This is a genomic window from Polynucleobacter sp. 80A-SIGWE (genome assembly GCF_018882295.1).
Lineage (GTDB): Bacteria > Pseudomonadota > Gammaproteobacteria > Burkholderiales > Burkholderiaceae > Polynucleobacter.
Window position 1 is genome coordinate 785,606 of the sequence record NZ_JACVOR010000001.1, and the last position, 15,404, is coordinate 801,009.

Consider the following 15,404-nt stretch of genomic DNA (forward strand, 5'->3'; position numbering starts at 1 on the left):
GCTCAATCCCATGTTTATTGGAAATATCCCCACTTTGGGTGAAGTGACGATAATGTCGCCATGGCTTTAATCGTACTCACTGATGCAAAACTGGCTTTTGGCCACGTTGACCTCCTCGCAAATACTGCTTTCTCATTGGAATCTGGGGAGCGTGTTGGCTTAATTGGCCGCAATGGCACGGGCAAATCTTCCTTGTTGAAGATCTTGGCTGGCATAGAAAAAATGGATGATGGTTTGCTGCAATATCAGCAAGGCCTCCGAATTGCCTACGTTCCGCAGGAACCTATTTTTGAGGCTGAGGAGACGGTGTTTGATGCGGTATCCAAAGGCGTGGCTCAGGCTAAGGCGCTGCGTGAAGAATATGAGGCTCTCAGCGTCGGGGAGTGGGATGATGCAGCCCACCATCGTTTAGATGAAGTGCAATCCCAATTGGAGGCCTTAAGTGGCTGGAATTGGGAGCAGCGCGTTCACGAAACTTTAGATCGCCTGCATTTAGAGGCTGAGGTAAAGATTAATACTTTATCGGGCGGAACTAAGAAGCGTGTTGCATTAGCCCGCGCTCTAGTAGAGATGCCTGACGTATTATTGTTAGATGAGCCTACCAACCATTTGGATTTAGATTCGATTTCTTGGTTGGAAGATTTACTTAAAGAGTACAAAGGCTCTGTAATTCTGATTACCCATGATCGCGCTTTCTTGGATAACGTTTGTACGCAGATTGTTGAACTTGATCGCGGTATCTTGCGCACCTATCCAGGTAACTTTTCGGCCTACGAGGTATTAAAAGATCAGGAAATGAATTCCGAGTCTTTGGCCAATGCACGTGCAGATAAGTTGCTTGCCCAAGAGGAGGTCTGGATTCGCAAAGGGGTTGAGGCAAGACGTACACGCAGCGTTGCCCGTATAGCCCGTCTTGAAGCACTTCGGACAACACGCTCGCAGAGACGTGATGCTGTTGGGCAGGTCAAGCTTGCAGTTTCAGCTGGAGATCGAAGTGGCAAGATTGTTGCTGATCTTCAGAATGTCTCTAAGTCTTACGATCGCCCGATTGTGAAGGATTTCACAGCAACGATTTTGCGTGGCGATAAAGTGGGTCTACTTGGCCCTAACGGTGCTGGCAAGACTACGCTCCTTAAATTGATTCTCGGAACGATCGCACCAGACTCCGGTACGGCAACAATGGGTACTCGTATTGAAGTAGCTTACTTTGATCAGATGCGCGAAGGTCTTGATCTCAATGCTTCACTTGAGGATTACATAAGCCCAGGTAGTGAGTGGATTGAAATTAATGGCAATAAGAAACACGTTAAGAGTTATTTAAGTGATTTCTTATTCGCACCAGAGCGCACCAATTCACCAGTAAGTACTTTGTCTGGTGGAGAGCGCAATCGCTTATTGTTGGCGCGTTTATTTGCGCGCCCTGCAAACGTCTTAGTTTTAGATGAGCCAACTAACGACTTAGACATTGATACTCTAGATTTGCTCGAGCAGTTGCTGCAGGATTACAAGGGAACTGTGTTCTTGGTCAGTCATGATCGTTACTTCTTAGATAACGTGGTTACCAGCATCATTGCCAATGAAGGCGATGGATTTTGGCGCGAGTATGAGGGTGGTTACGAGGATTGGAAGATTCAGAAGGCTCGCTCAGACAAGATTCGTGCAGCTAATGGTGGTGCCAAGGCTGAACTAAAACCAGAGGCAAAGATTGAGTCCAAAATTGAATCTAAGCCTGTAGCTGCAAAGTCTGGGGTGCAAAAACTCAACGGCAAAGAGCGTCAGGAGTTAGAAGTTTTACCTTTGCAGATTGAAACTCTCGAAACAGAGCAGGCGGATATTGGGATTGCGATGAGCAATCCGGATCTCTATAAAAATGAGCCTGAACTAGCTGCCAGCATGCAAGCACGCCTATCTGAAATCACGGCCGATCTCGATATCAAGCTACAGCGATGGGAGCTGCTCTTAAGTCGCTCAGAATCTTAATGTAACTTGGGGTGCTTGGATTTGAGTCGTGAAAATGCCTCAAGTCCAAAAGATGCGACAAGAGCAATGAGTAGGGCGATAGCGCTAGATGGTGCAGTCTTAATCGTATTCATCAGCAGTGCGGTGAATAAGCTCAGATTGATTGCAATCGCACACCACAAAATTTTTGGATTCGCTCCAGTTTGCTTATGTACGCGAATATGTCCGTAGGTAATCACCGCATAAACCAATAGAAAAGCTAGGCTAGCCATTTGACCCACTTCACTCAAAGGGAAGATTAGGGCTAAGATAATGACGCCAACTGATGAGAAGGTGAGCGCATGAAGATTATTCTTAAGCACGGTGTTACCTAGCGCGCTGGAAACCTCTTTCTTTTTAGCCACATCAGCCGCGATATTAGAGGCTGCAAAAATAGTAGCATTGACTGCTGCAGCACAGGCTAGCAATGCAGAAATGCTAATGACAATAAATCCCAGTTGACCTGCTACCAATTTTGCTGCGTCAGCGAGAACATGCCCATTGTCAGTTTGTATGATGCTTAGGGGCATGAGTAACACAACGGCAATGCTCACGGCTAAGTAGGCGATCGTCACCAAGATCAGCGCAGAAAACATTGCTAGAGGTAACTCTTTTTGTGGGCTCTTCATCGCTGATGAGGAGTTGGTCACGACACCAAACCCCTGGAAATTAATATAGAGAATACCGGCAGCTACCGCAATGCCTTCTATGGAGCCACCCGCCATGGGGTAGCTCTTGAAGTCTGCGTGATGAAATCCCATCGCTGAAAAGACTAGAAGACTAATTACTACTAGACCAATAGCAAATGTTTCGGCCTTACCAACCAGGCTGGGCCCAAGAAGATTCAGAAATGTACAAATCAAAATGATTGCTGCAGTAATGCATTTCAAGAGAATGGGTGAGAGATCACCACCAAAAAGTGTATTGGTGTACTCGACAAAACCTGCTGCGTATAGAGCGGCAGCAATTAAGTATGCGATGTATTGAAATAGATTGATGCTGCCGGAAATGATCCCCGGCCCAAAGCTCATTACTGTAAAAGTGGCTGCTCCACCGCTGCTTGGATAAGCGGCGCCGAGTTTTGCGTACGAGTAGACCGAGAAAGAGGCTGCTATAGCTCCAATCAGAAAAGCTAGAGGCACATGGGTGCCTGCATGTGAGCTTGCCAAGCCAAGTAGGGAATAGAGGCCTGCACCCATCATTCCGCCGATGCCTAGCGCGGTCGCAGAAAAAAGACTAATGTCCTTGGCTTGCTTTGGGTTGCGTTTAAGTAAGTCTGAGTTCAATGGCGCTTAACCTAAATTCGTACGAAGCAGCTGGCTACGTAAGCGGGTGATTTCATCCAATAGGTCGAGCGCTAAGGCAACTCCAGGAGTATTGAGCTCCAGGTCGTGGGCAAGATGCGCAGCAGTTTTTGCGCGCTGAAGTGAATCTCCGCTAAAGCGCCAATCTTCTGGGGATGAACCAGTAGGACTCAGAACGCCTTCGGTTACCCAAGACATGATGAGATCCTCTGGTGCGCGTGTGGCTTGTGAAATTTCCACAATGCTCATGTGCACCTCTTCTTCAACAAGACTACCTTCGATCCAGGTGATTTGTGTTTGTGTCATGTTCATCATCCCTTCAGGTGGGTTCTGGGGTTGAAATCAAAAGCTTTCTCTAGTGATTGATAGGCTTCTTTTTGTGCATCGGTATCGGCGCCAGGCAAAACAATATTTGGCACTACATATAGGTCACCAGCTTCTTTGCTGGGGATTCCTTTTTCTTTGAGTCGCATCTTGCGGCCTGTTGCTGTCCCAGCTGGAATTTTTAATTCCAAAGTAGAACCTGCAGGAGTGGGGATATTGACAGTTGTTCCGAGAGCAGCTTCCCATGGGGCAAGAGGTAGGTCAAGGTAAACATCTTTGCCATCTACACGGTAAATCGGGTTTGGATGGAAATCAATTTCAAGATATAGGTCGCCTGCAGCACCGGAGCCTATGCCTGGTCCACCTTGACCAGCTAAGCGTAGATTTTGTCCGGCTTTAATGCCTTTAGGAATACTGACATCGAGTTTGCGCTCTTGAGTACTGACATGACCATTGGCATCTTGAGTTGGCATATGCAGAGCAATGGTGCGCTTTGCTCCATTGTAGGCATCGGCTAGATCAATCAATATTTTGGCGTGATGATCTTGGCCTTTGAAGTCCATGCCTTGACGTGGGTTCCCACCACGACCACCTTGGCGATGCCGACCTCTGCCAAAGAGTGATTCAAAGAATTCACTTTGATCACCTTCGTAGCCTCCACCAAATCCACCGTGACCACCACCAAAGTTGCCGTCGGAATACTCAAATCCTTCATTCCAATTTGGTGGTGGAGTGAAGTCTTGGCCATTTTTCCAATTGGCACCCATGCGATCATAGGCAGCACGCTTTTCAGTATCCTTGAGAACGGAGTAGGCCTCACCGACTGCCTTGAATTGCTCTTCAGCACCAGCTTCTTTATTCACGTCCGGGTGGTATTTGCGAGCTAGCTTGCGGTAAGCCGCTTTAATCTCTGCTTCGGTTGCGCCACGCGCCACACCGAGTGTTTCGTAGTAGTCCCTGAATTTCATAATCCTAATGAATTCCTGATTAAATCAATAAGTTCAATTCTACAGTCCCCGGCGGTGATTTCTAGCTTCTTTTGGGCAAAGAAAAAGCGGACATCTTGCCCGCTTTTAGCGATCTTGAGCTGCAGCTAGGTTTAGCTCATTACCCCAATTTGCCATGGTACAAACTCGTAATCTCCTAGGCCCAATAATTCGCTTTTAGAGGCCTCTCCCGAGGCCGTTCTGAGGAAGAGTTCAAATATACGTTGACCCATCTCCTGAACTGAAACGGTCCCATCTAAGATCTCACCGCAATTGATATCCATGTCTTCGGTGAGTCGCTCGTACATCGGTGTATTGGTTGCAAGCTTGATGCAAGGTGCTGGCTTTGATCCAAACATGGAGCCACGCCCCGTGGTAAATGCAATCAGGTTTGCGCCACCAGCAATTTGACCAGTTGCGGAGACAGGATCAAAACCGGGCGTATCCATAAATACGAAACCCTTGGCTGTTACTGGCTCTGCATATCGATACACTTCCATTAAAGGTCCAGTGCCGCCTTTCATAGAGGAGCCAAGTGACTTCTCAAAAATATTGGCCAGACCACCGATTTGATTCCCGGGGCTCACTTGTCCATTGATTTGGACATCGCGGCCAACCGAGTATTCATCTTTCCACCAACGAATACGTTGGATTAATTTTTCACCAATGGCCTTGCTCGCTGCTCGACGAGTGAGTGTGTGTTCAACGCCATAAATCTCAGGTGTTTCAGAAAGGATGCCCGTACCGCCATGGCGCGACAAAATATCAATCGCGGCGCCTAAGGCTGGGTTCGCAGTAATTGAAGAGAATCCGTCTGATCCGCCGCACTGTAAGCCAACACAGAGGTGACTTGCAGATACGGTCTGCCGCTTCACTTTATTGGCTTCCGGCAGGAGTGCTTTAACAGCCTCAATACCTGCTTCAATAGTTTTGCGTGTGCCACCAGTTTCTTGCATGATGAAGGTATGCAAAGTAGAGTTTTCTTGAAGAGCCTCTTGCTCCATCAATCCTTTGAGTTGATTGCGCTCACAACCTAAGCCAATGATCAGGGCTGCAGCGAGATTGGGGTGCTGAGCATAGCCCGCCATCGTTCTACGCAGTAATTGCATTGGCTCGCCACTCATTTCCATGCCGCAACCGATGCCATGGCTAAAGGCAACAACACCATCAATATTCGGAAAGTCTTTTAAGCGTTCAGGCGTAAACCATTCCGCAATTTTGTTGACGACTGTTGCGGAGCAATTGACTGTAGAAAGGATGCCAATGAAGTTGCGAGTGCCCACTTTTCCATTGGCACGGACGTAACCCTGGAATGTTGCGCGTTCAGACTCTGGCAGAAGGGTGGTGGGTTTGTATTCGCTGGCATAGGCATAGTCGCGATCGAATTCTCGAAACTCAGTATTGTGGCTATGAACCATCGTGCCAGCTTCAATATCAGTGTTAGCAAATCCCACAGTCACGTTGTATTTCAGAATGGGTTCGCCCTTGGCAATTTTTTTGGCTGCAATTTTGTAGCCCGCTGGAACCTGGCTGCGACTTGTGAAATTTTCACTGGGCACCCCTTCGCCAATTGCCACATCAACCCGAGCAACGACAATATTGTCATTCGGATGGAGGCGAATGATGGGGCCTATTAAGCGCTTTTCTGAAATCTCGATCATGGGGGTGTATTCAAATTGATGGGTTCGTCAGTTAGAAGTACATCGTAAGACTCAAGCGGAAAATTTTTAATGACTCAGGTCAAAGATAATGACTTCAGCATCATTGCCGCCGCTGATGAGTAGGTCACTCTCGTTTTCTATGAGCAGGGCATCGCCACCAGACAGAGGGATGCCATTGATCTGTAGCGATCCCTTCACAAGGTGAGCGTAGGCTTTACGCCCTGGATCGAGATCTAACTTTTGGGATTGAGATCCATCAAATAAACCTGCATACACTTTGGCATCCGCATGAATTTTTACCGCATTACCCGATCCATCTTGAGAAGCAATCAAGCACAGCTTGCCTTGCTTATCCGCGAGTGGAATAGTTTTTTGCTCGTAACTCGGAGGAATTTCCATCAGGTTTGGCTCAATCCAAATCTGTAGGAAGTGGGTGGTTTGATCTTTAGCGTGATTGAACTCGCTGTGGGTAACGCCGGTTCCAGCACTCATGCGCTGAACATCCCCAGGCGGAATACCTTTGACATTTCCCATGCTGTCTTCGTGAGCTAATTCACCAGATAAAACATAGCTGATGATTTCCATATTGCGGTGCCCGTGCTTACCAAAACCCATGCCTGCGGCTACCCGATCCTCGTTGATCACCCTTAAATTGCCCCAGCCCATAAATTGAGGGTCGCGATACCCGGCAAAAGAGAAGGAGTGAAAGCTTTTAAGCCATCCGTGGTCAGCATAGCCGCGGTCTTGAGCTTTTCTGAGGGTTAACATGATGTAGGTCTTTTCTGGAAAGGGATAAGCACATTATCATTAGCTTTTGACATATTTGCTGATTGGCCTTCCATGGGAAGTATCAAACAAGACATTAAAGAAACCTACTTGGGCGTCTACGAGACCGCCCAAGAAAAGTGGAGCGACTTTACCCAGTTTTTAGTAGAGGCATGGCCTATATTGGCAATCCTATTATTGGGTTTAATTGGGGTTTGGTGGTATGCCGATCCACCACCACCTAGACATGTTGTGATGGCAACGGGGCAGCCCGGAGGATCCTATCATGCTCTAGGAGAGAAATATGCTGCCTTTTTTGAGAAAAAAGGAATCACCCTTGAGCTTTTACCAACGAAGGGCGCTGAAGAGAATGTTGCACATTTAGTTGATCGAAAGGATCCCGTGCAAGCAGCCTTTGTACAGGCTGGTGCGTTTAAACCCCATGACATTGTTGGAGTTCAATCCCTTGGGACGATATCTTACGACCCGATCTGGTTATTTTATCGAGGTACCGAGGTCAACACAAATGATTACCAAGAGATAAAAGCACGATCCCGTTACTTTCTTAACTCCAAAATTTCGGTAGGTATAAAAGGTAGCGGAACGCATGCGCAGGCGATGAAAATTCTGAAGGAGAATGGATTTGAGGAGGGCCCTAATTTTCTTTATCTTTCAGGGGCGAAAGCAACCGAGGCTTTGCAAAAAGGTGAGATTGATGCGGCGTTTATTGTTGATGCTTACGAAGCCCCCAATGTCCAGGCTCTCTTAGCGGATCCAAACTTGCATCTATCCGCATTTCCCAGAGCAGAAGCCTATTCTCGTTTATTGCCTTATATGCAGATTCTCAAGGTTCCAGCTGGTGGATTTAGTTTGATACGCAACTTTCCTTCTAGAGACATTCAGCTGATGGCATCAACCACCAATTTACTGATTGATGACAGAATGCATCCGGCACTGCAATTTTTATTCTTAGAGGCCGCTCGCGAGATTAATGGAAAGGCCACCTTCTTTTCGGAGCGCGGTGAATTTCCTGCTTTCAAAAATACAGGCCTACCGCAAAGTCCAGTCGCTTTGCACTACGAAAAAAATGGCTCCCCATTGTTGATGACCTATTTACCATTCTGGTTGGCTGAGTTGGTCAATCGTTTGATATTTGTATTTCTGCCATTCTGCGCATTGGCTTACCCAATACTACTGACCTTGCCAGGCTATCGTAATAAGCGCATGCGTCGGAAGATTAATCAGTTGTATGGAGTCCTAAAGAGTTATGAGCAGGAGTTGACCAATAACTATCAGCCGGAAACGAGAGACGAATACCTCAAGAAATTAGATCTACTGGAGTATCAAGCTCTTCAGTTAAAGGTTTCTAAGAATATGGCTGGCGATTACTATGCATTGCGAACCAGCATTGACTATGTCCGTAACTGCTTGAATCGGGGTGAGCATCCTTATCAATTTGAAGATGAGAATGGTGGCGTATAGTTTGCTAATAGCAATTTAATACGCAACGCTTATGAAACCATACGATCACCCAGCTCGAAAACAGTTGCATGAAGAAGTGCATGCCAGGCCGCCTATCGCGCTTTGGCCAAATGAGAGGGTGTTATCCCAATCTTTTTTACTTGATGCGGATTCTCGTCAGTCTCAGATTCTGTGGATTCAAAAGCTCAGCGCTGCATTGGGCATCTCCAATGATGGTGAGCAAGACCACTCTTTCAAGATGCTTACTCTGGCGCCTGAGCCGGAGAGGGTGCTGATTAAATGGGAGTTACATGGTGAGTTTGCAACCATCGCAGCTATTGTGCATAACCCCGCAAAAATTACTGGACCACTGCTGGATTCTCGTCTCGCCTTAGAGAAGGGTTTAGATAATTTATTTCATAGTCTAGGTTGTCCAACCATTGTTGAGGCAGGCGGCGAAAGAATTTCCGCCTTAGATCTGGCGTTTGAGCATCGCCCTTTGTTTGCAGAGGCTCAAGAGGTATCAGCTATTTTTAGTGGAAATACCGTCTTGGGTAGTTATATTCTTTCAAGCAAGAAAGCGCAGCTGTGGACAGACTTACGCTTGGATGAGGATGGCTATATCTCTTACTTCATTCCACACGATGTTTTGGGTTCACGACAGGCTGGTCGCGTAGCGCGAGCGATTGCCGAAGCCGAAACTTATCGCATGGCTGCAATGATTGCTTTCCCCGTAGCCAAGAGCCTCTCTATGCCACTCAGAAGTGCGGAGTCGGAATTAGCGGATTTATCTAACAACATCTCTCAACTCCAGACTGAACCAGGTGTGCATACTGAAAAAGATGGACAGTTCTTAGGAGAACTTTCTCATTTGGCATCAAGAGCGGAGCAGTGGATATCAGGCTATGGCTTACGCTTTACTGCTGCTGAGGCCTATAGCCAATTACTCAGTAAAAACTTATATGAGCTAGCAGAGTCTCCAATTCCAGGCGTCCAATCTCTCTCTGAGTTTATGGATAGACGTTTTCAACCTGCCATGGGTACCTGTATTTGGACTCAGCGCAGATTAAAAGAATTGTCTGATCGCATCTCAAGAACAACACAAACTTTGCGAACGCGTATTGAGTTTGTAAATGAAGAACAGACGCAAAAACTGCTCGCTAGCATGGATCAGCGTGCGCGTCTGCAATTGCGCTTGCAGGAAACTGTGGAGAGCCTATCAGTTTTGGTGTTGACTTACTATGCCGTGAGCTTATTGGCCTATGTCGCCAAAGGTGGCAAAGAGGCGGGCTTTGCTATTCATCCAGAAATTGTTGCTGCAATTGCTGCTCCAGTGGTGGCGATCATCTTCTTGTTTATTAGCAAGCGACGACGCAAGAGAATTGTTGAGATGGGTAAATCTCTGTAGGCATAAAAAAAGAGGCCGAGGCCTCTTTTTTAATTGATGCAAATACTGCTTAACCCAGGCTATCAGCCCAGATGTTGTGCGCCCAGCCCCAAGCATAAACACCCTCAAGGGTAGATGGTGCAGGTGATAAGCCACCAGAACCTGGAACGGTCTTAAAGGTTTTCTCGGCAGCGTTGTATTGATGAACGCTAGCAACGTGAACCACTTCGCGATCATTTACAAAGCTGTAGCAAGTATTGGTCAGCACTGGTGCTGGATTGACTTCCCAGCCACTCAATTCCGCAACGATAGCTGCAGCTGCTACTTTGGCGTGTTGGTTAGCCATATGGCCAGACTTCGGCATTAATGGCGCAATTTGAATAGAGTCACCCAGCACGTGAATATCTTTGCGAGCAGTTGATTCAAAGTTTAGGAAGTTGACATTCACCCAGCGGCCATTGGAATTGGCTAAGCCAGTTTTTATGGCAATCTCACCAGCGGACATTTGCGGGAGAACGTTCAATACATCAGCTTTAACGTCATCCTCAACTTCGAGCTTCAGTGTTTTAGTTTTCGCATCAACACCAACTACATTGCTCTTTGGTCGGTATTCAATGATTCCAGCATACTGTTCAGCCCATACCTTCTTGAATAAGGCGCCCTTGGATGTCACATCTTGATTGGCATCCAAAATGACGACCTTACCTTTAGGGTTGTGGGTCTTGAGGTAGTTGGCAACCTGGCAGGCGCGCTCGTACGGTCCAGGAGGGCAGCGATATGGAGCTTCTGGGATCGTGATGGCAAAGGTGCCACCTTCACGCATAGCGGCAATTTGCTTATGCAGAGCAACAGTTTCTGGTCCTGCTTTCCAAGCTTGGAGAGTGACGCCATCCTTATTGGCTTGCGCAAGACCCTCAATGCTCTTGAAATTCAGTGAAACACCGGGAGACACAATAGCTTTGTCGTAACGCAAAGTCTTGCCTGAGGCGAGTGTAACTGTTTTCTTATCCGGGTCAATGCTGCTGACACTGTCTTGAACAATCTTGATGCCATGACGCTTGCTCAGGGTGTCATATGGAGAGGTGATTTCGGCTAAAGTGCGCGAGCCACCAATCACTAAATTGGACATTGGGCAGGAAACAAATGCTGTGTTTGGCTCAATCAGAGTTACTCGTGCAGTGTTATTGGAGAACAAGCGCAAATATTTAGCAGCAGTAGCGCCGCCATATCCACCACCAATGACCAAGATTTCTGCTTTTTGTAAATTCGCTGCCTTTGCTGGGCTTGAAAGACCTGCAAGTAGACCTACTGCTGCAGCGCTCTGACCTATAAAATGTCGACGATCCATGGCGCCTCCTTATTGTTTCTTGCCAAGTTGATTGGCAATGGTGGTGAGTTGTTCGTCTGTGTAACCTTTGGCAAGTTGCGGCATGATGGTGCCTTCTCGTGCGCCAGACTTAAATGCTTTTAATTGAGTCAGCATTTGTTCGCTTGTAAGGGTATTGATCAGCGGCATACCGCCATCAACCACACCTTTGCCATCCGTACCGTGGCAATTCGCACAAGTTGCGGCGAGGCCACGTTTATATAATTGGTCGGCAGTTTGAGCGAAGCTGAGCCCGCTCCACTGGCTTAAGCCAATGAGGGCGCTGGCCACCAAAATGGGTTTTAAATACTTCACTTGCATAGGGATAATCTCCGTCTTACATACAGCTGTTCTTAGGATGATGCTGATTGACTCTATCTTAATCAGATGGGGATGGGATTGGTGGTTTTACTTAGATTGATTTTCAATATGCTCAGAACCAAAAACGAGGGTACTGCCCTTGATAGTTTTTAGCTTTTACCCTCAAGAGCTATAAACTAACGATATGCGTGGCTCTTTTACTTACCGAAATGCAATCTTCATCCTACTTCTAGGTGTATTTACCTACCTCTATGGTTTGGATAGTCGTTTTGCTCCAAAGAATGGGGATGAATATCCCTATATGCACATCGTCCGGATGACTGCTGATGCTGGAGCTTGGTTACCCCTCCAATCTGAGATGGATGGCATTAAAAATACCAAGCCGCCTTTGGTGTTTTGGGAAGGTATCGCTAGTACGGGGTGGGGGAGTGACTGGACGCTCTTGGCACTGCGTTGGCCCAGCGTTTTATATACCGGCCTAACGGCATTGTTCTTATTTCTGACGGTGGCTCGGTATAGCGGCAGAAAGCAGACTGGCTTATTGGCGGCTTTGGTATGGCTTTCCTTTTTTGCAACCTATCGCTATGGCCGACCATTTTTGACAGATCCCCCCGAAGTGTTTTGGTTGAGCCTGCCATTCTTTGCGCTGCTTTATTGGGGTAGGACTGCATTTGAATCCAAGCTTTTTTTTCCGGTAATGGCGGGCGCCTGCTTTGGCATGGCTTTACTCTCAAAGTCGTTTGCTTATATTGTTCCTGCCACATTTGCCTTGGGCTTGTTTTACTGGCGCTGGCGTGAGTGGAGTATCCCGAAAGTCTTATTGCAAGACTTATATAAAGTGATATTGATTGCTATTCTGGCTTTGGGTGTATTTGCACTCTGGTTTTTGCTAGATCCATTTCCGGAGGCAGTCTGGAAAGAATTTGTATTGGGTGAGAATGCCGGCAAGTTCGAGGCGCGTAGCTCTAACTACCTTTTAGATTTAGTGCGTGGCGGGGACAGTATTTGGATGCTGGCTTTAACCACCTTAGCCAATGCTGGACTATTTACTTTCGTATTGATATCCGCATTGATTCAATCTTGGAAACAGCGGCGCTTCATATCGCTTGAAGAGGGCTTATTACTGCTTTTAGTATTGGCATTCTTCATCGTCTTTAGTTTGCCAAGTCAGCGTTCTGGCCGCTATCTATTGCCGGTAATGCCAGCCTTCGCTGCTTTGATTGCAATGTATTGGGATCGATTGCCTTTATGGGGATTCCGAATTGCATTGCTACTACAGTTGATATTGCTTTCTGCCCTTGCTTGGGTAGGCGGAAATTTGCAGCTATCAAATTTCTTAGGTCAGCCTGCCATCTGGAATTACTCACCGTGGCATTGGGCCTTTATGGGGCTTGCGATCGCTCTAGTGTTGCTAGGTATATTCAATCGAGAGCGCAGCAAGACAATTGCTTTGGCAGCCTGCTTTTTTTGCTACTGCGCCCTCACTAGTAGCCTGGCTCCGCTGGAAGGTGCATTGGGCCGATACTCACAATCCACTATCCAAGGAGTTGCTGGGCAAGATGTTTGGGTGCCTTGCGACTACCGCGCCAAGGATGAGGAGTATCGACTCTTATTGCCAGGCGCAACATTGCATGGCTATTTAGCGAAAGATGCCAACCAAATCGATTTATTGAGCAGCACTTATCCATTGGTAGCGCTACAGTCACCGATCGGCGTAGAGCCGGAGCTTTGTGACTCTTGCAAGATCGTGGGTAAGCGCATGGAGATGCGAGCCCGTCATTCTGATGCGGAGATTCAGGCGATACTCAAAGGTCATATTGGAGAGCACCTATTTGTGAATGAATATTTAGTTTCTACACCTGCAACAATTGCGTTGCCAGTGGTGGGTAAGGATGCTTGTCGATGAGCCGTGTAATTGCCCTCTGTTTTTTATTACTTGCCTCGGTACTGGGCTACCTCCACATTGATAGTCGTCCTGTATGGGCACCTTTTGCTAGCGCCTACCCAGTTGATGTTGCAAATCCAGTCGAGGATTCTCCTGAGTTACCTGAAAGCAATAAACCAGTAAAGACTTTGAAAAATGCTGCGCCAGTAAAACAGGCGCAACCCAGCTTGAGGACGGACTGGTTGCCCGATACGGGAGCTCCCTCGGTGCATGCGGCCTCTTTAATTGCACTAAAGGATGGCGGGGTGAGGGCGTTCTGGTTTGCAGGAAGTCGAGAGGGTGCGCCAGATGTGGCTATTTATACAGCCGTCTTTGATCCACAGGTATCTAGGTGGAGTGCTCCAACTGTTGTGATGGATAGAGTCAGCGCAGAAAAAGGTTTGTCCCGCTACATTGCCAAATTGGGTAACCCCGTTCCAGCCAGAATGGCTGATGGCCGCATGCAGTTATTTTTTGTCACTGTTTCTATTGGGGGTTGGGCTGGCAGCTCAATCTCTTCAGTGATTTCAGATGATGAGGGTTTAACTTGGGGTCGACCACAGCGACTCATTAGCTCGCCATTGATTAACCTCAGCACCTTGGTAAAGTCACCGGCCATGCTGTTTACGGATGGGCGACTAGGATTACCGGCATATCACGAGTGGATTGGTCGTTTTGGAGAGTTCCTCAGAATTGATGCGAGTCAGGTGATTGATAAGCGACGTATGAGTTCTGGCAGGGGCGCGATTCAGCCTGTTGTCTTTGGTGATGGACCGCAAGATGCGAGTGCTTTTTTCCGCCAAACTCGCTCAAGCTCTCAGCCAAAGCAAATCCCTGTTAGTGAAACCAAAGATGCTGGACAGTCTTGGGTGGTAACAAAAGATCTTGAGATCTCAAATCCGAACTCCGCTCTCGCTGCGCTAACTTTGGCTAATGGTACGAGATTGATGGTTCTCAATAATATTGAGGCAGGTCGCTATCGTTTGGTGATGGTAATGCGTGAATCCAATTCTGCTCAATGGCAAGTAATACAAGTGCTCGAAGATGATGAGTCTTTAGCTAATGATCAGCGTCGAGAGTTTTCTTACCCATACTTAATTTCTGCCAATGGTGAAGATGCGCATCTTGCCTATACCTGGGATAGAAAAAAGATTAGACATGTTTACTTTCCAGTCGCCTGGTTTAAGCATGCCGTAAGTAGCCTCAAAGAAAAGGAAGTGCAATGATCGCCTCATATTTACAGCCCATTGCCTTATTGGAGATGTCTCTTACTTGCGCGGTAGTGCTCATGGTGTTTTTGCAAAAGCTGAGCTCAAAAGAAATTCCATTTGCAGTGCGCATTTTCTTGGTTTTCTTATTGGTTAACTTATTTTTCTGGCCGCTAGGAATGTCATTGGAATTGCCTCTATCTGCTTATGTACGCGGCGTTACTGGTGATCTTAGTATTGTGACAATGCTCTTGTTGTGGAGCTCCATGCTTCCTACTGCTAAAAAGACGCCGCTTGGATTTAAGGTGCCACTGGCACTCATTGCAATTGCGTTTTATCCCTTGGCGCTTGGCTTTGGCATGATGGATCCTTATGTGTGGGGCTATGGTTCCATTGGCTTCTTGATTGCTGTCGTCGTATTCGCCATTTTTTGCGGTCTCGCTGGTTGGACTAAGGGTGTTTGGATTCTTTCGCTTGCGATCATTGCTTGGGCAGCGCATTGGCATGAATCAGCAAATCTTTGGGACTATCTCTTAGATCCTTTCTTGGCTTTATGGGCTGTGTTTGCCATCCCTAGTGCGATTTATCAGAAGCGTCGTGAGAAGTCGCAATCAGGCTACCTCTTTAGAGCGGGCTGATTATTGCAGCCTAATTTCCCTAGTAAATTTTAGGCAACAAAAAAGCCAGCAGATCGCTGGC

13 protein-coding genes are annotated in these 15,404 nt (G+C 47.2%); 6 read left to right on the plus strand and 7 right to left on the minus strand.

All coding sequences use genetic code 11. The features are described 5' to 3' along the window. Positions 1–60: 60 nt before the first annotated feature. Complete coding sequence (locus ICN25_RS04095) at positions 61–1,980, plus strand: ATP-binding cassette domain-containing protein (protein ID WP_216179230.1); 1,920 nt, start codon at positions 61–63, stop codon at positions 1,978–1,980. On the opposite strand, the gene ICN25_RS04100 is transcribed toward ICN25_RS04095, so the two are convergent. The 5 genes from ICN25_RS04100 to ICN25_RS04120 form a co-directional block, all read right to left on the minus strand. Further along, positions 1,977–3,284 (minus strand): APC family permease, encoded by a 1,308-nt coding sequence (locus tag ICN25_RS04100; protein ID WP_216179232.1) that lies wholly within the window; start codon positions 3,282–3,284, stop codon positions 1,977–1,979. The two genes, ICN25_RS04095 and ICN25_RS04100, sit on opposite strands and share 4 nt — an antisense overlap. A gap of 6 nt (positions 3,285–3,290) precedes the next feature. Further along, positions 3,291–3,608, minus strand: a complete 318-nt coding sequence (locus ICN25_RS04105) for a chaperone modulator CbpM (protein ID WP_216179234.1) — start codon at positions 3,606–3,608, stop codon at positions 3,291–3,293. 5 nt (positions 3,609–3,613) lie between these two features. Further along, positions 3,614–4,594: a DnaJ C-terminal domain-containing protein gene (locus tag ICN25_RS04110; protein WP_216179235.1), complete on the minus strand. Its 981-nt coding sequence runs from the start codon at positions 4,592–4,594 to the stop codon at positions 3,614–3,616. Positions 4,595–4,725: 131 nt separating this feature from the next. Beyond that, complete coding sequence (locus ICN25_RS04115; protein ID WP_216179237.1) at positions 4,726–6,273, minus strand: UxaA family hydrolase; 1,548 nt, start codon at positions 6,271–6,273, stop codon at positions 4,726–4,728. Positions 6,274–6,339: 66 nt separating this feature from the next. Further along, the gene (locus ICN25_RS04120; RefSeq protein ID WP_216179239.1) at positions 6,340–7,041 is read right to left on the minus strand and encodes a pirin family protein; all 702 of its coding nucleotides are present in this window, start codon (positions 7,039–7,041) and stop codon (positions 6,340–6,342) included. A 72-nt stretch (positions 7,042–7,113) separates the two neighbouring features. Between ICN25_RS04120 and ICN25_RS04125 the strand changes: the two genes are divergently transcribed. Both ICN25_RS04125 and ICN25_RS04130 read left to right on the plus strand, forming a co-directional pair. Then, positions 7,114–8,520, plus strand: a complete 1,407-nt coding sequence (locus ICN25_RS04125) for a TAXI family TRAP transporter solute-binding subunit (protein WP_216179241.1) — start codon at positions 7,114–7,116, stop codon at positions 8,518–8,520. Between the two features lie 31 nt (positions 8,521–8,551). Beyond that, positions 8,552–9,907 carry a DUF3422 domain-containing protein gene (locus tag ICN25_RS04130; protein WP_216179243.1) on the plus strand — a complete coding sequence of 452 codons (1,356 nt, stop codon included), beginning with the start codon at positions 8,552–8,554 and terminating at the stop codon, positions 9,905–9,907. A 49-nt stretch (positions 9,908–9,956) separates the two neighbouring features. Here the strand turns inward: ICN25_RS04130 and ICN25_RS04135 are convergent, their stop codons facing one another. Further along, positions 9,957–11,234, minus strand: coding sequence for an NAD(P)/FAD-dependent oxidoreductase (locus tag ICN25_RS04135; RefSeq protein WP_216179245.1), 1,278 nt, complete (start codon positions 11,232–11,234; stop codon positions 9,957–9,959). Positions 11,235–11,243: 9 nt separating this feature from the next. After that, positions 11,244–11,573, minus strand: coding sequence for a c-type cytochrome (locus tag ICN25_RS04140; RefSeq protein WP_216179247.1), 330 nt, complete (start codon positions 11,571–11,573; stop codon positions 11,244–11,246). 184 nt (positions 11,574–11,757) lie between these two features. Here ICN25_RS04140 and ICN25_RS04145 point away from each other — a divergent pair, with 184 nt between their 5' ends. From ICN25_RS04145 to ICN25_RS04155, 3 genes are read left to right on the plus strand one after another with little or no spacing between them, the layout of a single operon-like run. Then, positions 11,758–13,479: a glycosyltransferase family 39 protein gene (locus ICN25_RS04145; RefSeq protein ID WP_216179249.1), complete on the plus strand. Its 1,722-nt coding sequence runs from the start codon at positions 11,758–11,760 to the stop codon at positions 13,477–13,479. Then, on the plus strand, positions 13,476–14,723 hold the full coding sequence (locus ICN25_RS04150) for an exo-alpha-sialidase (protein ID WP_216179251.1): 1,248 nt from the start codon (positions 13,476–13,478) through the stop codon (positions 14,721–14,723). Before ICN25_RS04145 ends, ICN25_RS04150 begins: the two co-directional genes overlap by 4 nt. Further along, a complete protein-coding gene (locus ICN25_RS04155; RefSeq protein WP_216179253.1) occupies positions 14,720–15,343 on the plus strand; it encodes a hypothetical protein in 624 nt (207 codons plus the stop codon). Before ICN25_RS04150 ends, ICN25_RS04155 begins: the two co-directional genes overlap by 4 nt. Positions 15,344–15,404 lie beyond the last annotated feature (61 nt).